Here is a 20,238-nt window from a genome sequence, read left to right on the forward strand (position 1 = left end):
CGCCGCAATGCACATGCCGGGGCGCTTCTCCCTTCGGGCTGGCCCCAAAACCATGCACTCGCTGCGTTGCCACGCTTGCCAAGGCAGCCAGCCTTGGCCGCGCGTGACGCCTTGCGATCACACGGTTTTGGGGCCAGCGCGGGGGAGCGCAAAGTGCATAACACGCTCTAGTCTTTGGCCGTGGAGGCCACGCGCCAAGCCATGGTCTCGCCTGCGCGCAGGGGTTTGAGCTGCGTTTGCCCGTAGGGGTAGGACTCGGGCATTTGCCAGGCCTGTTTGTGCAAGGTGATGGTGCGGGTGTTGCGCGGCAGGCCGTAGAAGTCTGCGCCGTGGAAAGCGGCAAAGCCTTCGAGCTGATCCAGTGCGCCCACTTGCTCAAAGGCTTCGGCATACAGCTCAATTGCGGCAGGGGCGGTGTAGCAGCCTGCGCAGCCCACGGCGGCTTCTTTCAATGGCGCGGCATGGGGGGCGCTGTCGGTGCCCAGGAAGAAGCTCGGGTGGCCGGAGGTGGCCGCTTGCAGCAGCGCCTGGCGGTGGATTTCACGCTTGAGCACGGGCAGGCAGTAGTAGTGCGGGCGCACGCCGCCCAGAAAGATGGCGTTGCGGTTGTAGAGCAGGTGGTGGGCGGTGATGCTGGCGGCCAGGCGGTCGTCGGCTTCCACCACGAATTGCGCGGCTTCCAGCGTGGTGATGTGCTCCATGACGATCTTCAGCTCGGGGAAGTCGCGACGCAGGGGGATGAGCTGCTGCTCGATGAATACGGCTTCGCGGTCGAACAAATCCACTTCGGGATCGGTCACTTCGCCATGCACGAGCAGCGGCATGTCCACTTGCTGCATGGCCTCCAGCGCGTGGTAGATGTTGCGCAGCGCAGTCACGCCCGCATCGCTGTTGGTGGTGGCGCCTGCAGGGTAGAGCTTGCAGGCCACCACGCCAGCGGCTTTGGCCGTGCGGATGGTTTCGGGCGTGGTGCGGTCGGTCAGATACAGCGTCATCAGCGGCTCGAACGCGGCATCGGGGGCCACTTGTTGCAGCGCATCCAGAATGCGCTGGCGGTAGGCCAAGGCCTGGGCGGCATCGGTGACGGGCGGGCGCAGATTGGGCATGACGATGGCGCGGCCAAATTGTGCGGCGGCATGGGCGACGGTGGTCAAGAGGGCATCGCCATCGCGCAAGTGCAAATGCCAATCATCGGGGCAGGTGAGGGTGAGTTCGGTCATGGGCGGGTGGGCTGGAGTGAGGGGGAGAAAAAAGCCGGGTTTTCCCTGATGAAAAAACCCGGCCCGATGATGCCTGAAAAGCGTGCGCTCAAGGGGGGTGCCCAAGCCTTTTACTGGGCTGTTCCCGGGGCGTTGAAGGTTTGTTTTTATCGATCAAAGGGAAAGAAAACAATGATTTTTCGGCTTGTTATTGCTGACACATATTTTCCTTTGATTGAAATTTTGGCGGGTGCTCAATCCAGCAGGGCCTGGGCGAATTCGCGGGCGTTGAAGGTTTGCAGGTCTTCGAGCTTTTCGCCCACGCCGATGAAGTACACGGGCACAGGGCGCTCCTGGGCGATGGCGGCCAGCACGCCGCCCTTGGCGGTGCCGTCGAGCTTGGTGACGATCAGGCCCGTCAGTTGCAGCGCGTCGTCAAAGGCCTTGACCTGGGCCAGCGCGTTCTGGCCGGTGTTGCCGTCGATCACCAGCAGCACCTCGTGCGGGGCGCTGGCTTCGGCCTTGGTGATGACGCGCTTGATTTTCTTGAGCTCTTCCATCAGGTGCAGCTGCGTGGGCAGGCGCCCGGCGGTGTCCACCAGCACCACGTCTTTGCCGCGCGCTTTGCCGGCGGTGACGGCGTCGAAGCTGACGGCGGCCGGGTCGCCGCCTTGCTGGCCGATGATTTCCACGGTGTTGCGCGTGGCCCAGACGCCCAATTGCTCGCGCGCGGCGGCGCGGAAGGTGTCGGCCGCAGCCAGCAGCACGCTGGCTTCGGCATCGGCCAGGTGGCGCGTGAGCTTGCCGATGGAGGTGGTCTTGCCCGCGCCGTTGACGCCCGCGACCATGATGACGGTGGGTTCGTGCTCGCCGATCACCAGGGTTTTTTCCAGCGGTTGCAGCAGCTGGGCAATGGCATCGGCCAGCAGGCCTTTGACCTGGGCCGGATCGGTGGCCTTGGCGGCCTTGACGCGGCGGCGCAGGTCATCGAGCAAGAAGGTGGTGGCCTTGACGCCCGCATCGGCCATGAGCAGGGCGGTTTCCAGCTCCTCGTACAGCTCTTCGTCGATTTTCGTGCCGGTAAAGACGGTGGAGATGCTGCTGCCGGTCTTGCGCAGCCCGGCCTTGAGGCGCTCCAGCCAGCTTTTGCGGGGCGCGGGGGCGGATTCGGGGGCTGTCTCGGGGGCGGCTTCAGCGGCAGGCGCTTCGGCGGCGGGTTGGGAGGCAGGGGGAGACGCCGATGCAGGCGCTTGGGGCGCGCTGGCGCTCACAAGAGGTGCGGCAGGCGCTGGTGCAGCAGGGATAGTGGCGGGTGCAGTTTCGGGTAGGGTATCCGTAACCGCTGGCAAGGGATGCGATGCAGGCGGCGGTGGCGTGTTGGCTGGCGCTGCATGTGGCACGACTGAAGCGGGCGGTGGGGCAACCGTCGGCTCTGCCGCAGGCATCAAGGGCGTTGGTTCTGCCGCTTCTGGCGTAGGGGCAGGTGGGGCGCTTTCCTCTGCTGGGGCTGCGACGGGCGCTGCTGCCGGTTCGATGGTGGGCGTAGGCACAGGGGCAGATGCAGCCTGGTCGATGGCGGGGGGCAGACCCAGCGCAGCATCGTCTGGAGAGAGGCGTGGCGCATCCGGCTCTTGTTCTGCCACTGGCGTCGGCGCAGGCGTAGGGGCAGGGCGCTCCGGCACTGCTGGCGTGGGTGTGGGCGCAGCAGGTGGTGGCTCTGCCTTGGCTGCTTCAGGAATGAAAACAGGGGCCGCGGGCGGCACAGGCGCAGTCGTTTCAGGCACGCTCGTTTCAGGCGCGCGTTCGATCGGCGCAGGGGGCAGGACAGGAGCCGCCTCGACGGCGGTTGCACCCGCCGCTAGAGCTTCACTGATGGGGGCGGTGGGGACTGTCGGGAGGTCTGCCGGGGGTGGGGCGTCAAGCGCGGGCGGCGTTGCATCGGGCGAGGCCTGGGCGGGGCTGGGGGCTTCCGGGGCGGGCGTATCGCTTTTGCCGCCAAAGGAGCGGCGCAACCAGCCCATCACACCGCGTTGCGGCTCAGCCTGGGCTGGCGCAGGGGCTGCGGGTGGCGATGGGAGGCGCTCGCTGGGCAGGGACGCAGGGCCGTCAGCAGGTGCAGCAACAGGCTGAGGGGCGGGGGAATCGGCGGTGGGCGCAGGCGTTGTGGCTGGTGGGGCCTCTGGTGCGGGGGCGGGCGGTGGGGCTTTTTTCTTGAAAAAACTGAACATAATGCGCGGCGATGAACGCCAAAAGGGCGCCAGGCAGGCGAGGGCTCAACAGCGCGACGCCAGAGTGCGCCAAAGTGCAAAGGGCTGATGCGGGTAGATGCACAGGCCGCTTCGGGATGGGGCCGTGCGCTGAGAGAAAAGGCGTGGTTTGCGCCACTGCTGCACTGCCGCAGCAGGCTGCAACAGCAAAACCGATTCGGATTGTATGAAACGTTGGACATGGAAAGGCCCGTCGGGCCGAAGCGCGCGCTGGGTAGCGGCGCATGCGTGGGCGGCTTGCGCCGCGATGGTGGTTGCAGGCTGCGCGACCGCGCCAGGGCAAGGCGGGCAGGGAGCTTCGGCTGCAACCGTGCCAGCGGCGCAAGCGTCGCAGCCAACGCCAGCACCTCAGCCAGCACTTTTACCGGCCCAGGCCAGCACGGTGTTGCAGGAGAGCGCGCAACTGGCTCATTACCGCCTGGCCAACGGGCTGGAGGTAATCGTCAAGCCTGACCGCAGAGCGCCCACGGCCGTGCATATGCTGTGGGTGCGCGTGGGCTCCATCGACGAGGAGGACGGCACATCCGGCATCGCGCACATGCTCGAGCACATGATGTTCAAAGGCAGCGCCGCGCTGGCGCCGGGCGAATTCTCGCGCCGCGTGGCCGAACTGGGCGGGCAGGACAACGCCTTTACCAACCACGACTACACCGCCTATTACCAGCAAGTGCCCGCCAGTGAGCTGGAGGCGGTGATGGCGCTGGAGGCCGAGCGCTTTGCGCACAACCAATGGCCCGATGAGGAATTCACGCACGAAGTGGAGGTGGTGAAGGAAGAACGCCGCCTGCGCATCGACGATCAGCCCCGCGCCAAGCTTTACGAGCAGTTGATGGCCGCGACCTACCTGGCATCGCCCGAGCGCCGCCCCGTCATTGGCTGGATGGGCGATATCGAGCAATACACCGCAGAGGACGTGCGCGCCTTCTACCGCCAGTGGTACCAGCCCGGCAACGCTGCCGTGGTGGTGGTGGGCCAGGTGCAGCCGCAGCAAGTGCTGCGCTTGGCCGAGCGCTATTACGGCCGCATCGCCCCCGGCGCCTTGCCTGTGCGCAAGATCACGGCCGAGCCGCCCCAGCAGGGCCTGCGCCGCATTCAACTGCACGAGCGCGCCGAGCAGCCCGTGCTGCTGATGGCCTACAAAGCGCCGCCACTGAAAAACCTGGCCCAGCCCACCGCTGCCGATTGGGACGCCCTGGCCCTGATGGCGCTGGCTGGCGTGCTCAGCGGTTACGACGGCGCGCGGCTGGATCGCGCCCTCACACGCGGCCCCCGGCGCGTGGCCGATCAAGTCGATGCCAGCGCCCAGCTCAGCGGCCGCAGCGGCAACGGCCTGTTTCTGCTCAGCGCCATCCCTGCCCAAGGCGTGCCCATGAGCAAGCTGGAAGAAGCGCTGCGCCGCAGCATCCGCAGCGTGGCCGAGCAGGGCGTGAGCGAGGCCGAGCTGGCGCGCGTGGTCACACAGTGGGCGGCCTCCACCATTTACGCGCAGGATTCGATGTTTGCCCAGGCGATGGATTTGGGCGCCGATTGGATTGAAGGCTGGCCGCTGCATGCCAACGAGCGCCTGCTGGCGCTGCTGCGCCAAGTCACCTCGGCGCAGGTGCAGGCCGTGGCCAGGCGCTATTTCTCTGATGCGGCCTTGACCGTGGCCGAGCTGGTGCCGCAGGCCGCTGCGCCTGCCTCCGCCCAAGGCGCGCGCCGATGATTTTGATAACTGCAACCGCAACCACCGCAACCGAAAGTACCCCCAACCATGAGTGTCGAATCGGCCTACCAGGCAGTATTGGCAGAAAAAGGCTACCAGGCCGATCCGGCGCAATTGCGCGCCGTGGCCGCTTTGCAGCGCTGCGCAGATGACTGGGCGGCGTACAAGGACAAGCGCTCCAGCCGCCTGAAAAAATTTCTCAACCGCCCCGATGTGCCCAAGGGCGTCTATATGTATGGCGGCGTCGGGCGCGGCAAAAGCCTGTTGATGGAGTGTTTTTTCAACGAAGTCGTCATCGAGCGCAAAGTGCGGCTGCACTTTCACGAATTCATGCGCGAAGTGCACCGCGAAATGCACGCCCTGCAAGGCACGCGCGACCCGCTGGACGCGCTGGGCGCCAAAATCGCCAAGCGCTACAAGCTCATTTGCTTTGACGAGTTCCACGTCGCCGACATCACCGACGCCATGATCTTGCACCGCCTGCTGGTGGCTTTGTTCGACAACGGCGTGGGCTTTATCACCACCTCCAACTTCCGGCCCGACGAGCTGTACCCCAACGGCCTGCACCGCAACCGCATCCTGCCCGCCATTGCTTTGCTCAATGAGCGCATGGAAGTCGTCAACGTGGACAACGGCACCGACTACCGCCGCCGCACCTTGCAGCACGTGCAAACCTACATCACCCCCAACGGCCCCGAGGCCGATGCGCAGATGCAGCAAGCCTTCGAGAGCCTGGCCAGCAGCGCCGATGAGGAGCCTGCGCTGCACATCGAATCGCGCACCATCGCCGCGCGCCGCCGCGCTGGCGGGGTGATCTGGTTCGACTTCAAGCAGTTGTGCGGCGGCCCGCGCTCGCAAAACGACTATCTGGAAATCGCCAACCAGTTCCACACCGTGCTGGTGTCGGACATCCCGCAAATGTCGGTCAACCTCGCCTCCGAGGCGCGGCGCTTTACCTGGTTGGTGGACGTGCTCTACGACCGCAGCGTCAAGCTCATTGCCTCCGCCCAGGTGCCGCCCGAGCAGCTCTACCTGCAAGGCCCGCTGGCCCACGAATTCCCGCGCACCGTCTCGCGCTTGACGGAGATGCAGTCGCAGGAATACCTCTCGCTGCAAAAGCGCATCGTGGATACCAGCCTGACCTGATGCAATTTTTACAAATCAATATGAATTGAATTTCATAAATACCATGCCAAAACATGGTGTTTTTGTTTCTTATTGATTTGTAATTTATGGGCATTCCAGCGGCTTAGACGCCAATCGTGCCGCCATCTTTGCGGGTGACGACCACGGTGGCCGAGCGCGGGCGCTTGTGGCCGTGGTGGGCGCTGTCGCTGGCGGGCGCCTGGTTGCCGGGCCAGTGGCTGGTGAAAGTGTTGGTGGCGAAATCGCCCTTGTCCTCGCCGGGGTGTTGCACGTTGAAAAACAGCGTCTTGCCATCGGGCGTGACGACGACGCCGGTGATCTCGCAATCGACCGGCCCGACGAGAAAGCGCCGCACATTGGCCTGACTGGGCTGGGCGCCCATGTGCGTGGCCTGGCCCTCTTGGGTACGCACCGCGCCGCCATCGCCCACGTGGCCGGGGATGGCCGCCAGCATCATGCAGTTGGTCACATCGGTGTAGGCGCTGTCGTCGGTCTGGATCCACAGCAGCCCGCCCGCGCCTTGCGTACGCTGGTCGAAGTACAGGCCGTCGGGGCTGGAGAAGTCGTTAGCGTCGCTCAGGCCCGAGAGGTTTTCGCTTTGCTTGCCATCGGCGCGCGCGCCAAAGAGGAAGACGTCCCACACAAACTGCGTGCCCGCCTGGCCGCCCAGCTCGCGCCAGCGGATGATGTGGCCGTTGGCGTTGCCCACGCGCGGGTTGGCCGCATCCAGCGTTTGGGCGGTGCGCTTGGAGTTGTTGGTCAGCGTCATATAGACCTCGCCGTTGAGCGGGTTGACGCCGCCCCACTCGGGCCGATCCATCTTGGTCGCGCCGACGAAATCCGCCGCCAGGCGGCAGTGCATGACCACGTCGCCCTGGTCGGCAAAAGGGTAGAGCGGGCAGCTCGCATCCAGCCCGTTTTGGCCGTGCGTCAGCTCCAGCCATTGGCCGCTGCCATCGGCCCGGAACTGGGCGACAAACAGCCGGCCTTTATCCAGGTATTTCGCGCCTGCGGCGGTGCCGCCGTTGATGTCGGCCGGGTCCCACAGCGCATCCGAGACGTATTTGAAGATGTACTCGCCGCGCGCATCGTCGCCCGAGTACAGCACGATGGGCTGGCCCGCCACGGCCGGGGCGGGCCAGGCGCCTTCGTGGTTGAAGCGCCCCAGCGCCGTGCGCTTGACGGGCATGCTGTCGGGGCGAAAGGGGTCGATCTCCACCACCCAGCCAAAGGTGTTGAAGCTGTTGCGGTGGTCCAGCTCAGCGCTGGCGGCGCTGACGCGACTGTTCCAGCGCTGGTACTGCTCGCCCTCGGGGCTGTCCCAGCCGTAAGGGTTTTTGCGCCCGGCGGGCAGGCCGTAGCGCTTGAGGGCAGTGATTTCGGCGGCGCTGCGCCGGGCATCGTCGCCCGCTGCGCGGCCGATGACGTTGAGGTAATTCTCCTCACAGGTCAGGTAGGTGCCCCAGGGCGTGTAGCCGCAGGCGCAGTTGTTGTTCATGCCAAAGGCGCGCGTGCCATCGGGTGAGAGCTTGTTGACCAGCTTGGCGTGGCCAGCGGCGGGGCCGCCAAAGGCCATCTCGGTGGCCGAATGCACGCGGCGGTTGTACGGTGAGCCGCGCACCATCTCCATATCGTTGCTGCCGCGCTTGCGCTTGATCTCGACCACGCTGGCGCCGTGGGCGAAGATTTCCTTGTCCACCTCGCTGGCCGGGCGCTTGCCGTCGGTGACGGTGCGGCCCGTGGGGTGCAGACCGTAAGGGGCGACGACGTACTCGTGGTTGACGCACAGCAGGCCGCGATCGGAACGGTTGGCATCGAAGCGGCCATCGTCGGACAGGCCAAAGTAATACATGCCGTCGTGCCCGCAGCCAATGCGGCGCTGGTAGGACTCGGGCGTTTCGCTGCCATCGTCCTGCCAGCTTGCATCGCCCCAGTGCATCGGGTCGCCTAGCGCGTGCAGGATGCTGATCTGGTAGCCCTCGGCAATGGTGATTTGATCGGCCTGGGTTTTGGCGATGGATTGGAAGTTCAGCTCTTTGGCGGGTGTGGGCGTGGTGGCATCGGTCGGGTTGTTGCCGCTGTCGCTGTCGCCGCCGCAGCCGCTCAGGCCCGCGCCGCCCAGCAGCGAAGCGGCGGCAACGGCCACGCTGCCTTTGAGCGCGCCGCGCCGCGAGAGGCGCAAGGCCAGCACGCTGTCCATATGCGGGTTGTGGGAAAAGTTGACGATGGCGTCATCGTCGTATTCGGACACGGAGGAGGGAATGGTGTCGTGGGCATTCATCATGGCTGTGCATGGTCAGTTGAAAGCGCCGCATGCTAGAAACCCAAGATGGCAAGATCATGACAGCGCGGCCCGCGCAGCGCCTTGGCGCGGGCACAATGCGGCCTCGTGGCCGCCGTCGCCACCACAGCGGCGGCTGTTGGCATGGCTCTTTTTGCAGGAAATTCGCCTCATGATCACCTTCACCACCCGCTCCAGCGCCCCCGTGTCCTATTTGCAAACGGACGCCAAGCGTTTGCTGAAAATCATTGGCAAGGATGAAAGCGCCGCCCAAGGCATCATCACCGCCGAGCAACTGCCCGCCGCGCTGGCCGCGATCGAGCAAGCCATCGCCCGTGAAGAAGCCGCCCAGGCCGACGCTGCGCCGCCAGCCGCGCCAGAGCGCGAAGGCAGCGCCGAAGGTGAAGGCGAACCACCGGCCCCCATCGCCCTGCGCAGCCGCGCCATGCCCCTGACGCGCATGCTGCAAGCTGCCCAGGAGGCGGGCGATGCCGTCGTCTGGCAAGCCTGAAACACTTGTCGAAAACCCGGGGCCGTGCGCTGCGCTGTGGCATATCCCATCCCGAGCCGCTGCGCCCGCTTGGCCGCTGGCGTTTGCAGTCACTGAAAAGTCTGTGCGATGCCCGCTCCCCACAACCCGCCGCCACCTGCCCCACCTGCAACGCCAGGCGGCGGATGGCTGGCGCTGAAAATCCCGCCGCCACTGGTGTGCCTGGCCATCGCGGCCGCTATGTATGCATTGGCCCGCTGGGCGCCGCTGCCGTTTGCGCCGTCGCCCGCATGGCCACCGCCGCCTTCGCTCTGGTCGGCGCGGGGGCTGCAATGGGGCGTCGCCGCATTGCTGGCTTTGACTGGGCTGCTGGTCGCAGGCGCGGCGCGCTGGGCGTTTTACCGCTACGGCACCACCGCCAACCCCTTGTGCCCACAAGCGAGCGCTTGCATTGTGCAAACCGGCGTTTACCGCTTCAGCCGCAACCCCATGTACCTCGGCATGGCCTTGTGTTTGGCTGCCTGGGCGGTTTGGCTGGCCCATCCTCTGGCCCTGCTGGGCGTGCCCGCTTTCGTGGCGTGGATGCATTTTTTCCAGATTCGGCCCGAAGAGAGCATTCTGCAAAGCCGTTTCGGCGCGCCCTACAACGCCTATTTGGCCCGCGTGCGGCGTTGGCTGTAGAGTGTGCGGCCGCTTGGGCGCAGCCCCGCGTTTGCCATCCACCCCACGAAAGAGACCTGCCATGACCACCACCGCCGACACCGCTGGCAAAACCCTCAAATCCCGTGCCGCCGTGGCCTTCAAGGCAGGCGCTCCGCTGGAAATCGTTGAAATCGACGTGGCCCCGCCCCAGGCTGGCGAAGTGCGCATCCGCATCACCCACACCGGCGTGTGCCACACCGACGCCTTCACCCTGAGCGGCGAAGACCCGGAAGGCATCTTCCCCGCCGTGCTCGGGCATGAAGGCGCGGGCATCGTCGTCGATGTGGGCGAGGGTGTGACCAGCGTCAAGCCGGGCGACCACGTTATTCCGCTGTACACCGCCGAATGCGGCGAATGCCTGTTTTGCCAAAGCGGCAAGACCAACCTCTGCGTGGCCGTGCGCGCCACGCAGGGCAAGGGCGTCATGCCCGATGGCAGCACGCGCTTTAGCTACAACGGCCAGCCGATTTATCACTACATGGGTTGCAGCACCTTCAGCGAATACACCGTGGTGGCCGAGGTCAGCCTGGCCAAGATCGACCCGGCCGCCAACCCCGAGCAGGTCTGCCTGCTGGGCTGCGGCGTGACCACTGGCCTGGGCGCGGTGAAGAACACTGCCAAGGTCCAGCCCGGCGACAGCGTAGCCGTGTTCGGCCTGGGCGGCATCGGCCTGGCCGTGATCCAGGGCGCCAAGCTGGCCAAGGCCGGGCGCATCATCGCCATCGACACCAACCCGGCCAAGTTCGAGCTGGCGCGCACCTTCGGCGCCACCGACTGCGTCAACCCCAAGGAGCACGACAAGCCCATCCAGCAAGTCATCATCGACATGACCGGCTGGGGCGTGGACCACAGCTTCGAGTGCATTGGCAACGTCAATGTGATGCGCGCCGCGCTGGAATGCGCGCACCGCGGCTGGGGCCAGAGCGTCATCATCGGCGTGGCTGGCGCGGGGCAGGAAATCTCCACCCGCCCCTTCCAGCTCGTCACTGGGCGCCGCTGGCTGGGCACGGCGTTTGGCGGCGTCAAGGGCCGCAGCGAACTGCCCGGCATGGTGCAGCAGGCCATGAAGGGCGAGATTCAACTGGCCCCGTTCGTCACCCACACCATGGGGCTGGATGAGATCAACCGTGCGTTTGATTTGATGCACGAGGGCAAGTCGATCCGGAGTGTGGCGCGGTATGGGTGACGATCGCACTGCGCGACGGCCAGGCGCAAGGCCGGAAACATGCTCTCATTCTTCGGAAGGAAAAACCTAACCATGCTGACTATTTGCCCCGCATCCCTCGAAGATGCTCCCGCCATCCTGGCGCTGCAACGTGTGGCCTATGCGTCGGAAGCTCGACTGTACGACGATTGGAATATTCCGCCGCTGACGCAATCGCTGGAGCAATTGCAGGCGGAGATGCAGGTCAGTGTGGTGCTCAAGGCGACGGTGGATGGTGCCCTCGTGGGTTCCGTACGGGCGCAGGGGGTCAATGGCGTGGTGCAGATCGGGCGGCTCATGGTGGAGCCGGGCGCGCAAGGCAGGGGCATTGGTTCGGCTTTGCTCAGCGCAATCGAGGCGGCTTTCCCGGCGGCGCAGCAGTTCGAGTTGTTTACCGGCAGTCGTAGCGAAGCGAATGTGCGGTTGTATGGGCGGCATGGCTATCGCATCACGCACCATCAGGCGCTGTCGCCAAATGTGACGCTGGTGTTTATGGTCAAGCCGAATGAAAACCCCGATGGGGGCGGCGCTTAGCCCGGGCCGTGGTCTTGGGGCACGGGTGTGGCGATACCATGCCATCTCCAACGGCCTGTAAGCGCTACGCTTATAAACATTCATTGCAAGCCATGCCTGTCGCACCCCCTGAAATCATCCCATTTGACCAACGGAGTTGCCCATGACTTACCCCATCGACACCATCCGCAGCCATTTCCCGGCGCTGCACCATGCCGATGCGGGCGGCCAGTTGCCGCTGTTTCTGGATGGCCCGGGCGGCAGCCAGGTGCCGCAGGCGGTGCTCGACGCCATGGTGGGCTACCTGGGGCGCTACAACAGCAATTTCGGCGGCTATGCCGATGCCGGCCTGCGCACCAGCGCCCTGGTGGGCGATGCCCGCGCCGCCGCAGCCGATTGGCTGGGCTGCGCGGCCGATGAGGTGTTCTTCGGCCTGAACTCCACCAGCCTGATGTTCAACCTCAGCCGCGCCGTGGCGCGCACCTGGCAGGCGGGCGACAATATCGTGCTCAGCCGCATGGACCATTTCTCCCACGTCTCGTCGTGGCAGCGCGCGGCCGAGGAGCAGGGCGTGGCCGTGCGCTTCGTGCCGCTCAACGCCGATGGCAGCGATCTGGACTATGCCGCGCTGCCGGGCCTGGTCGATGGCAGGACGCGGCTGCTGGCCTTTGCGCTGGCCTCCAACGTTACGGGCAGCTTTGCCGATGCGGCCACGCTGGTGCGGGCTGCGCGCCAGGTGGGCGCCTGGGTGAGCATCGATGCCGTGCATGGCGCGGTGCACCAATTGGTCGATGTGCGTGCGCTCGATTGCGATTTCCTCTTCGCCTCGGCCTACAAGCTCGGCGGCCCGCACCTGGGCATGTGCTATGGCAAGCGCGAGCACCTGCAAAGCCTGCGCCCGTACAAGGTCGAACCCGCCGCCGAGGCCGTGCCCGGCCGCTGGGAGCAGGGCACGCAATCGTTCGAGGCGCAGGCCGGCTTCATCGCCATGATCGACTACTGGGCGCAGCTGGCAGCCCTGGGGCAGCCAGGGCCAGCGGCGGGCGGCAGCGCCGCCGCGCGCCGCGCGCGCCTTCAGGCCAGCTATGCGCGCGTGCACGAGTACGAGCAGGGCATCAGCCGCGCCGTGCTGCAGGGGCTGCGCCAGCGCCCCGGCGTGCGCCTGTACGGCCACGACAGCGCGCATGGGCGCAGCCCGACCTTTGCCTTCAACATCGTCGATGGCAGCGGCGCCATCTGCGACCCCTACGCCATCAGCCAATGGTTCGGCCAGCGCAACGTGGCCGTGGGCAGTGGCAACTTCTACGCGCTGGACATCCTGCGCCATCTGGGGATTGCAGACACCGGCCTGCTGCGCATCGGCTGCCTGCACTACACCAGCCATGCGGAAATCGAACGCTTCTTTGCGCTGCTGGACGAATGGCTGGCAACGCATGGGGCGTGAGTGCCACGCGCGCCGTATGCAAAAACGCCCGCAGTGCCTGCCTGCGCTGGGTGAGCAGCGGGCAGCCCAGCGTCTGGGCCAGCGCGACGAATTCGCTTCTCGTGCCGTGGTCGTCAAACCGGCCCCGCCATGCTTGCCTTGAATGGCTTACCATTCATGCGACTTTGCCCATGGAAGGTGCTTCGTCGCCGTTGCTTGCAGGGTGGGCTGGCGCAGCACATTCATTGCGAAGCGCTGGGCAGCGATCCTCAACCCAGCCGGCAAATTTGCAAACCTACCTGCCAGTGTGCAGAACGATGTGTGGAGGCATGATGGCGACCAATCTGGCTCTTGACCCATCCCTGATTGAGCGTGCGCTTTTGCTCAGTGGCGAAACCACGAAGAAGGCGGCGGTGACGCTTGCGCTGAAGGAGTTCATTGCCCGCAGGGAGCAACAGAAAATCACCGAGCTTTTCGGCCAGCTGCAATGGGACGATGGTTACAGCTACAAGGCAGGGCGAAACCGGAGTGAAGAATGAACCTGCTGGTTTTGTCCGCCCAGCATCGAATTTGAGCCGAAGTGTTTGCGTGATCTGTCGGAAAGCGTGCGTGCCACTGACCGCATTGCTTGAGCTGCCGCTGGTGGTCGTGGCGGTTCTGGGTTGGTGGCAGGCGGGGCGATGGGTTTGAGGTCTGTTGTGGCAGTTGCTGCACACGGTAGAAGTCTTGAACAGGGAGTGAGGAATGCGCCGTTTTGCTTACATCGTCGCCTTGGTGCTGTGCACTGTGGGCACCAGTTTGTGCTGGCTGCACAGAGTAGCCAGTTTGGTTGGTGCGGGATTTTTGAGTGTGGGCTGGTATGGCTTCTTTCAGGCGTTTGCCATGCCCTTGCCACTGCCTTTGCTATTGGCCCTATCTTTGCCCTGGATGTTGAGTACAGCCTTGTCGCTGGTGTTTTTGCTGCTGCTTTGGCGGCGTATTGCATTGTCGGCGCGCGCAGGTGCGCTGTTGATGCCGAAGGCTATGCTGGGGTGGCTGGGCTGGTTGCTGGTGTTGCTCGTGGCGTGCGGTGTGCTCGGCCTTGTGGCCCTGGGTGTGGCGCTGTTTCTCAACACTTCGGGGGTACCGGCGGGGCTACTTTTTATGCCACTGCCGTACTTGTTGCCACTGGCCTTGTTTTTGATTGAGCTGCTGTCGTTGCTCCCAGTGCGCAGGCCTGGACAACGGTTTGATTGAGCCCCTGGGCGCTCAATGGACTTGGGGCCGTTTTCATATCCCAGACTTGTTTTAAAAAGGAAAAACCATGCAACGCACCGAACACCACGCCAGCTTTGGCGGCCGCCAGGAGGTCTGGCAGCACAACTCCGCCAGCACCGGCACGCCCATGAAATTCGGCATCTACCTGCCGCCGCAGGCGCTGGCGGGGCAGAAGTGCCCGGTGCTGTACTGGCTCTCGGGCCTGACCTGCACGGAGCAGAACTTCATCACCAAAGCCGGGGCGCAGCCGTTTGCGGCGCGGCATGGGCTGATCGTGGTGGCGCCCGATACCTCGCCGCGCGGCGAAGGCGTGGCCAATGACGACGCCTACGACCTGGGCCAGGGCGCGGGCTTTTACGTCAACGCCACGCAAGCGCCCTGGGCGGCGCATTTCCGCATGGAAGACTATGTGGTGCAGGAGCTGCCCGCGCTGGTGGAGCAGCACTTTCCCGCCAGCGGCGCGCGCGGCATCAGCGGCCACAGCATGGGCGGGCATGGCGCGCTGACGCTGGCGCTGCGCCATCCGGGCCGCTACCAAAGCGTGAGCGCCTTCAGCCCCATCGTCGCGCCCAGCCAGGTGCCCTGGGGGCAGAAGGCCTTGCGCGCCTACCTGGGCGATGACCAGGCCGCATGGCGGCAGCACGATGCGGTGGCGCTGGTGGGCACGGCTTTGCAAGAGCGCCTGCCGCTGCTGGTCGATCAAGGCGATGCCGACGAGTTTCTGGCCGGGCAGCTGCGGCCCGAGCTGTTGCAAGCGGCCTGCGAGCAAGCCGGCCACCCGCTGACGCTGCGCATGCAGCCGGGCTACGACCACAGCTATTACTTCATCGCCAGCTTCATCGGCGATCACTTCGCGCACCACGCCCAGGCGCTGAAGGCGGCTGAGGCTTGAATTGTTTTTCAATCAATGGAAAAATGATTTCATATCTATCATGCCTAAAGCGGGGTATTTTGTTTCTTTTGATTGAAAAATAGAACCCTCGTGCAAGAGGATGCGCCATGCGGGGACAATGCCGCCTTTCCCCCGAGATGCACATGGCTACCGAAAACAGCTCCCCCCCGTTTCTGGCCCCTTTGGATGTGGCCGCCTTGCAGCGCTGGCAGCGTGTGGCGGCCGCGTCCGCCAGCCCCTGGCTGCATGAGGAAGTGGGGCGTCGCATGCAGGAAAAGCTCGACTGGATCGTGCGCCGCCCCGATGCCTGGTGCGATTGGGAGCCGGTGCGCGGTGGCATGCAGGCGCATGATGCGCTGGCCGCACGCTATCCCCAAAGCGCGGTGTGGGTGGTGCACGAGCAGCCCGCCCATCAGCAAGTGGCGCGCCAGCGTTGGCAAGGCTCGCGCTGGTCGCGGCTGTGGGGTGGTAAGCCGCAAGTGCATTGGGGGGCGCCGCCCGATGCTTCGGTGGACATGGTGTGGGCCAACATGGGCTTGCACCAGGTGGCCGATCCGCAGGCGTGCATGCGCCAGTGGGCGCAGTGGCTGCGGCCCGACGGGTTTGTGATGTTCTCGGCGCTTGGCCCTGATACCTTGAAGGAGCTGCGCGCGCTGTATGCCCAGCAAGGCTGGCCGCCGTGCGCGCAGGATTTTGTGGATATGCACGATTGGGGCGACATGCTGCTGGCCCAGGGTTTTACCGAGCCAATCATGGACATGGAGCATGTGCGCTTGCAATACGCCAGCGCCGAGCGGCTGTTGCAGGATTTGCGCGCGTGGGGACGCAATCTGCATCCGGCGCGTTTTGCAGCCTTGCGCGGCAAGGGCTGGCGTCAGCGTTTGCTCGATGGCCTGCGCGGCCTGGCCGATGCCCAGGGGAACATCACGGTGACGTTTGAAATCATCTACGGCCACGCCGTCAAAGCGCCGCCGCGCATGAAGGTGGCGGGGCAGACGCACATCAGCCTGGGCGATATGCGCCAGGCGCTCAAGCGCAAGGGGTGAGGTGGGGCCTTTGCAGCTTTCGCGGGTTTTGTTTCCAATTCAATGGTAAATAAACCTGCCCTGTTTCGGCATATTGGGCGGTGCGCGTGTTTTCTTTTGGTTGAAATGAAAAAGCCCCCAGGCGTTTGACCTGGGGGCTTTGGTGTCTGGAGGCGCGGCCCGGAATCGAACCGGGGTAAACGGATTTGCAATCCGGTGCATAGCCACTTTGCTACCGCGCCGTGTGCCTCAATGGCAAGCGGCGGATTCTACACCAATTGCGCGCCGCCGCCGGGAAGGCGCAGATCAAGCCTGTTTGACTTCCTCGCGGTACACCAGCAAAGGGGATTTGCCTTCGGTGATGGTGGCTTCTTCCACCACGACCTTGGCCACGTTGTGCATGGAGGGCAGCTCGTACATGGTGCCCAGCAGGGCTTGTTCGATGATGGAGCGCAGGCCGCGCGCGCCGGTTTTGCGGGCGATGGCTTTGCGGGCGATGGCCGTGAGCGCTTCGGGGCGGATTTCCAGCTCCACGTCTTCCATCGCAAACAGCTTGGCGTATTGCTTGACCAAGGCGTTGCGCGGCTCGGTGAGGATTTGCACCAGCGCGGCTTCGTCCAGTTCGGCCAAGGCGGTGACGACGGGCAGACGGCCGATCAGCTCGGGGATGAGGCCGTATTTGATGAGGTCTTCCGGCTCGATCTCGGCGAACAACTCGCTGACGCTGCGCTTGTCCTTGGAGCGCACGGCCGCGCCAAAGCCGATGCCGGAGGCTTCGGTGCGGTTTTCGATGACTTTCTCCAGCCCGGCAAAAGCGCCGCCGCAAATGAACAGGATGTTGGTGGTGTCCACTTGCAGAAAGTCCTGGTTGGGATGCTTGCGCCCGCCTTGCGGGGGCACGCTGGCCATGGTGCCCTCAATGAGCTTGAGCAGCGCCTGCTGCACGCCTTCGCCCGAGACATCGCGGGTGATGGAGGGGTTGTCGGCTTTGCGGGAGATTTTGTCGATCTCGTCGATATAGACGATGCCGCGCTGCGCGGCCTCGACCTTGTAATCGCAGCTTTGCAGCAGCTTTTGCACGATGTTTTCCACGTCCTCGCCCACATAACCAGCCTCGGTGAGGGTGGTGGCATCGGCCATGACGAAGGGCACGTTGAGCATGCGCGCCAGCGTTTGCGCCAGCAGCGTTTTGCCCGAGCCGGTGGGGCCGATGAGCAGGATGTTGCTTTTGGTCAGCTCCACGTCATCGCTGCCGCTGCGGCCTTGGTCTTTGTGCCACAGGCGCTTGTAGTGGTTGTAAACGGCTACGGCCAGGGCCTGCTTGGCTTTATCCTGGCCGATCACGTAGTGGTCCAGATTGGCCTTGATTTCTGCCGGAGTGGGCAGCGCGGGGCGCTCGGAGGCGGATGCGGAGCCGACGTCCCCGCCGGTTTCATCGCGCACGATTTGGTTGCACAGGTCCAAGCATTCATTGCAAATGAACACGTCCGGCCCGGCAATGAGTTTTTTGACCTCGTGCTGGCTTTTCCCGCAAAACGAGCAATAAAGGGTTTTGTCGCCAGAAGTCTTCTCAGCCATGCTTGCCATACTTTCACAAATGATGTTTTGCACGCGCACGGGCCCGATGCCTGCGCGCGTTGCGAGCGCCGCTTATAGCGCAAAACGGCGCTGCCCCAGGCGGGCCGCGCCAGGGGCGCTATTGTGCCGGGCTTGATGCGTATCAAGGCCGCGGCCCGGTGGCTGGGGTAGATTGGGCCGGTTCCGGTTTTTTCACCCCTACCCCTTATTGCAGGAGACTCTTATGGCAATGATGAAAGCAGCGGTATTCGTGGAGCCTGGTCGCATCGAGCTGACCGACAAGCCCATCCCCGAGGTCGGCCCCACCGATGCGCTGGTGCGCATCACGACGACGACGATTTGCGGCACGGATGTGCACATCCTCAAGGGCGAATACCCCGTGGCCAAGGGCTTGACGGTGGGCCATGAGCCGGTGGGCGTGATTGAAAAGCTTGGCAGCGCCGTCAAAGGCTACAAGGAAGGCCAGCGCGTGATTGCAGGCGCGATTTGCCCCAACTTCAACTCCTACGCCGCGCAAGATGGCGTGCCCTCGCAAGACGGCAGCTATCTGGTGGCGCGCGGGCTGTGCGGCTGCCACGGCTACAAGGCCACGGCGGGCTGGCGCTTTGGCAACCTGATCGATGGCACGCAGGCCGAATATGTGCTGGTGCCCGACGCCGAGGGCAACCTGGCGCCTATCCCCGACGGGCTGACCGACGAGCAGGTGCTGATGTGCCCGGACATCATGTCCACCGGCTTCAAGGGTGCGGAGAACGCCAACATCCGCATTGGCGATACGGTGGTGGTGTTTGCGCAAGGGCCGATCGGCCTGTGCGCCACGGCGGGCGCGCGCTTGCTGGGCGCCAGCACCATCATTGCGGTCGATGGCAACGACCACCGCCTGGAGATGGCGCGCAAATTCGGCGCGGATGCCACGCTCAACTTCAACCGCTGCGATGTGGTCGATGAGGTATTCAAACTCACCGGCGGCAAAGGGGCCGATTCCTCCATCGAGTGCCTGGGCTTGCCGCTGACGTTTGAGCAGTCCATGAAGGTGCTCAAGCCCGGCGGCACGCTCTCCAGCCTGGGGGTGTATTCGGACGATGTGAAGATCCCCCTCTCGGCCTTTGCCGCCGGGCTGGGCGACCACAAGATCAACACCGCCCTGTGCCCCGGCGGCAAGGAACGCATGCGCCGCCTGATGAATGTTATCGCCGCAGGTCGGGCCGATTTCGGCGCGCTGGTGACGCACCATTACAAGCTCGACGACATCGTGGCCGCCTACGATTTGTTCGCCAACCAGCGCGACGGGGTGCTCAAGATCGCCGTCAAGCCTTGATCGCGCATCACGGTGTGACGTATTGCGTACGCCAGCGGCCTGTTGAGGGCGGGCTGGCGCGCAAAAACAAAGGGGGCCGTTCACCAACGGCCCACTTTTTTGGGGTGTGACGGCAGCGCGGCCACACCTTGCTTTCATTCAAATCAAAGTAAAAACCATTTAATTGCCATCACGCCGAAAACAATGGTTTTTATTTCCTATTGATTTGTAATAAAAGTAGGATATGCAGCGTTTACTGCGCTTGCGCGGGCGTAGCGCCCAGCAATTGCTGCAACTCGCCCGATTCGTACATTTCCATCATGATGTCCGAGCCGCCGATGAACTCGCCGTTGATGTAGAGCTGCGGGATGGTGGGCCATTGGCTGTAATCCTTGATGCCCTGGCGGATTTCCTGATCCTCCAGCACGTTGACGGTGAACAGGGTTTTCAGATCCACGCCGCAGGCTTTGAGGATTTGCGTGGCGCGGCCGGAAAAGCCGCACATGGGGAAGTTGGCGTGCCCTTTCATGAACAGCACAATGGGGTGGCTTTTGACCATTTGGTCGATGCGTTGTTGAACGTCGCTCATGGGAATTCCTGTCGCTAATGGGGGAGAAAAAACGGAAAACAGCGCTGCCGCAGCAGCGCTGTCACGGGCGTGATTTTTGCAAACTTCGACAGGCCGCATGGCCGCCAAGGCTATTTGGAAAGCCGCGCCAATCACGGCATCTTGGGCGGAAACGCGCGGTACCAGGCGCCATACGCCCAGCAGGCCGCGCAGAAGGAGAAGGCCCACTCCATCGTGCTGAACACCAGCAGCACCATGCACGGAATGCGCCAGATGTCGCTGCCCAGCGCATAGGCCGTGAGGGAGACCAGGCTGGCAATCATCAAAATCTTGTTGGCAAACATTTTGGCGCCCGCGTTTTCCTTCTTGCCCGCCCAGCCGCGCGCTTCAAACAGCTTGGCCCATACCCGGTGCGAAGGGCATTTGTAGTGGCCGATAAAGCCGCGCACCAGCCCCTGCACGGCCGGGATGACCATGAACCAGGGTGAAATCAGCAGGGCGCAGGCGCTGAAAACAGAGGTCAAAAAGGCTTCCCAGCGCACCACGTGGGACCAGACAGGGGGCAGATCAAAACGCAACATACTTCACATCCTTTCCTAGGAGAGACAAGGGGAGAGCCAGCAGGCGCTGCTCGGGCAAATTGTACGAGCGTATGGAGCGGTATGTTGCGCTGCAACACGCTTCAGGGTGA

The 20,238-nt window shown here is 64.3% G+C and carries 19 protein-coding genes and 1 tRNA gene; 13 read left to right on the forward strand and 7 right to left on the reverse strand.

Annotated elements, in window-relative coordinates; all coding sequences use genetic code 11:
- Positions 1-167: 167 nt before the first annotated feature.
- Both pyrC and ftsY read right to left on the reverse strand, forming a co-directional pair.
- Complete coding sequence (gene pyrC / locus EBQ26_RS05730) at positions 168-1,220, reverse strand: dihydroorotase (RefSeq protein ID WP_122238070.1); 1,053 nt, start codon at positions 1,218-1,220, stop codon at positions 168-170.
- Between the two features lie 233 nt (positions 1,221-1,453).
- The gene (ftsY, locus tag EBQ26_RS05735) at positions 1,454-2,644 is read right to left on the reverse strand and encodes a signal recognition particle-docking protein FtsY (RefSeq protein WP_122238071.1); all 1,191 of its coding nucleotides are present in this window, start codon (positions 2,642-2,644) and stop codon (positions 1,454-1,456) included.
- 1,069 nt (positions 2,645-3,713) lie between these two features.
- Between ftsY and EBQ26_RS05745 the strand changes: the two genes are divergently transcribed.
- Entirely contained in the window at positions 3,714-5,171 is a 1,458-nt protein-coding gene (locus tag EBQ26_RS05745; protein ID WP_122238073.1) for a M16 family metallopeptidase, read from the forward strand.
- A 48-nt stretch (positions 5,172-5,219) separates the two neighbouring features.
- Positions 5,220-6,317, forward strand: coding sequence for a cell division protein ZapE (gene zapE / locus EBQ26_RS05750; protein ID WP_122238074.1), 1,098 nt, complete (start codon positions 5,220-5,222; stop codon positions 6,315-6,317).
- A gap of 103 nt (positions 6,318-6,420) precedes the next feature.
- Here the strand turns inward: zapE and EBQ26_RS05755 are convergent, their stop codons facing one another.
- The gene (locus EBQ26_RS05755) at positions 6,421-8,601 is read right to left on the reverse strand and encodes a PhoX family phosphatase (protein ID WP_313790372.1); all 2,181 of its coding nucleotides are present in this window, start codon (positions 8,599-8,601) and stop codon (positions 6,421-6,423) included.
- A gap of 169 nt (positions 8,602-8,770) precedes the next feature.
- Here EBQ26_RS05755 and EBQ26_RS05760 point away from each other — a divergent pair, with 169 nt between their 5' ends.
- The 10 genes from EBQ26_RS05760 (at position 8,771) to EBQ26_RS05800 (ending at position 16,125) form a co-directional block, all read left to right on the forward strand.
- On the forward strand, positions 8,771-9,109 hold the full coding sequence (locus EBQ26_RS05760) for a DUF1840 domain-containing protein (RefSeq protein WP_122238076.1): 339 nt from the start codon (positions 8,771-8,773) through the stop codon (positions 9,107-9,109).
- 108 nt (positions 9,110-9,217) lie between these two features.
- On the forward strand, positions 9,218-9,769 hold the full coding sequence (locus EBQ26_RS05765; RefSeq protein ID WP_238944169.1) for a methyltransferase family protein: 552 nt from the start codon (positions 9,218-9,220) through the stop codon (positions 9,767-9,769).
- Positions 9,770-9,830: 61 nt separating this feature from the next.
- Positions 9,831-10,976 (forward strand): S-(hydroxymethyl)glutathione dehydrogenase/class III alcohol dehydrogenase, encoded by a 1,146-nt coding sequence (locus EBQ26_RS05770; protein ID WP_122238077.1) that lies wholly within the window; start codon positions 9,831-9,833, stop codon positions 10,974-10,976.
- 72 nt (positions 10,977-11,048) lie between these two features.
- A complete protein-coding gene (locus EBQ26_RS05775; RefSeq protein WP_122238078.1) occupies positions 11,049-11,528 on the forward strand; it encodes a GNAT family N-acetyltransferase in 480 nt (159 codons plus the stop codon).
- 142 nt (positions 11,529-11,670) lie between these two features.
- Entirely contained in the window at positions 11,671-12,951 is a 1,281-nt protein-coding gene (locus tag EBQ26_RS05780) for a cysteine desulfurase-like protein (RefSeq protein WP_122238079.1), read from the forward strand.
- A gap of 16 nt (positions 12,952-12,967) precedes the next feature.
- A complete protein-coding gene (locus EBQ26_RS13145) occupies positions 12,968-13,093 on the forward strand; it encodes a hypothetical protein (RefSeq protein WP_275265344.1) in 126 nt (41 codons plus the stop codon).
- Between the two features lie 166 nt (positions 13,094-13,259).
- Complete coding sequence (locus tag EBQ26_RS05785) at positions 13,260-13,469, forward strand: type II toxin-antitoxin system VapB family antitoxin (protein WP_238944170.1); 210 nt, start codon at positions 13,260-13,262, stop codon at positions 13,467-13,469.
- A gap of 205 nt (positions 13,470-13,674) precedes the next feature.
- A complete protein-coding gene (locus EBQ26_RS05790; protein WP_095551169.1) occupies positions 13,675-14,166 on the forward strand; it encodes a hypothetical protein in 492 nt (163 codons plus the stop codon).
- A gap of 67 nt (positions 14,167-14,233) precedes the next feature.
- Complete coding sequence (fghA, locus tag EBQ26_RS05795; RefSeq protein WP_122238080.1) at positions 14,234-15,079, forward strand: S-formylglutathione hydrolase; 846 nt, start codon at positions 14,234-14,236, stop codon at positions 15,077-15,079.
- 143 nt (positions 15,080-15,222) lie between these two features.
- On the forward strand, positions 15,223-16,125 hold the full coding sequence (locus EBQ26_RS05800; protein ID WP_122238196.1) for a methyltransferase domain-containing protein: 903 nt from the start codon (positions 15,223-15,225) through the stop codon (positions 16,123-16,125).
- A 147-nt stretch (positions 16,126-16,272) separates the two neighbouring features.
- Here the strand turns inward: EBQ26_RS05800 and EBQ26_RS05805 are convergent.
- Both EBQ26_RS05805 and clpX read right to left on the reverse strand, forming a co-directional pair.
- Positions 16,273-16,346 (reverse strand) — tRNA-Cys (locus EBQ26_RS05805).
- Positions 16,347-16,410: 64 nt separating this feature from the next.
- The gene (gene clpX, locus EBQ26_RS05810; RefSeq protein ID WP_122238081.1) at positions 16,411-17,682 is read right to left on the reverse strand and encodes an ATP-dependent Clp protease ATP-binding subunit ClpX; all 1,272 of its coding nucleotides are present in this window, start codon (positions 17,680-17,682) and stop codon (positions 16,411-16,413) included.
- Between the two features lie 223 nt (positions 17,683-17,905).
- On the opposite strand from clpX, the gene EBQ26_RS05815 reads away from it, so the two are divergent.
- Complete coding sequence (locus tag EBQ26_RS05815; RefSeq protein WP_122238082.1) at positions 17,906-19,000, forward strand: NAD(P)-dependent alcohol dehydrogenase; 1,095 nt, start codon at positions 17,906-17,908, stop codon at positions 18,998-19,000.
- Positions 19,001-19,232: 232 nt separating this feature from the next.
- Here EBQ26_RS05815 and grxD read toward each other — a convergent pair whose 3' ends face one another.
- Entirely contained in the window at positions 19,233-19,568 is a 336-nt protein-coding gene (gene grxD, locus EBQ26_RS05820; RefSeq protein ID WP_122238083.1) for a Grx4 family monothiol glutaredoxin, read from the reverse strand.
- A 131-nt stretch (positions 19,569-19,699) separates the two neighbouring features.
- The gene (locus EBQ26_RS05825) at positions 19,700-20,128 is read right to left on the reverse strand and encodes a DUF4395 family protein (protein ID WP_122238084.1); all 429 of its coding nucleotides are present in this window, start codon (positions 20,126-20,128) and stop codon (positions 19,700-19,702) included.
- Positions 20,129-20,238 lie beyond the last annotated feature (110 nt).

The sequence above is a fragment of the Allofranklinella schreckenbergeri genome, from assembly GCF_003703475.1.
In the GTDB taxonomy this organism is placed as follows: domain Bacteria; phylum Pseudomonadota; class Gammaproteobacteria; order Burkholderiales; family Burkholderiaceae_C; genus Lampropedia; species Lampropedia schreckenbergeri.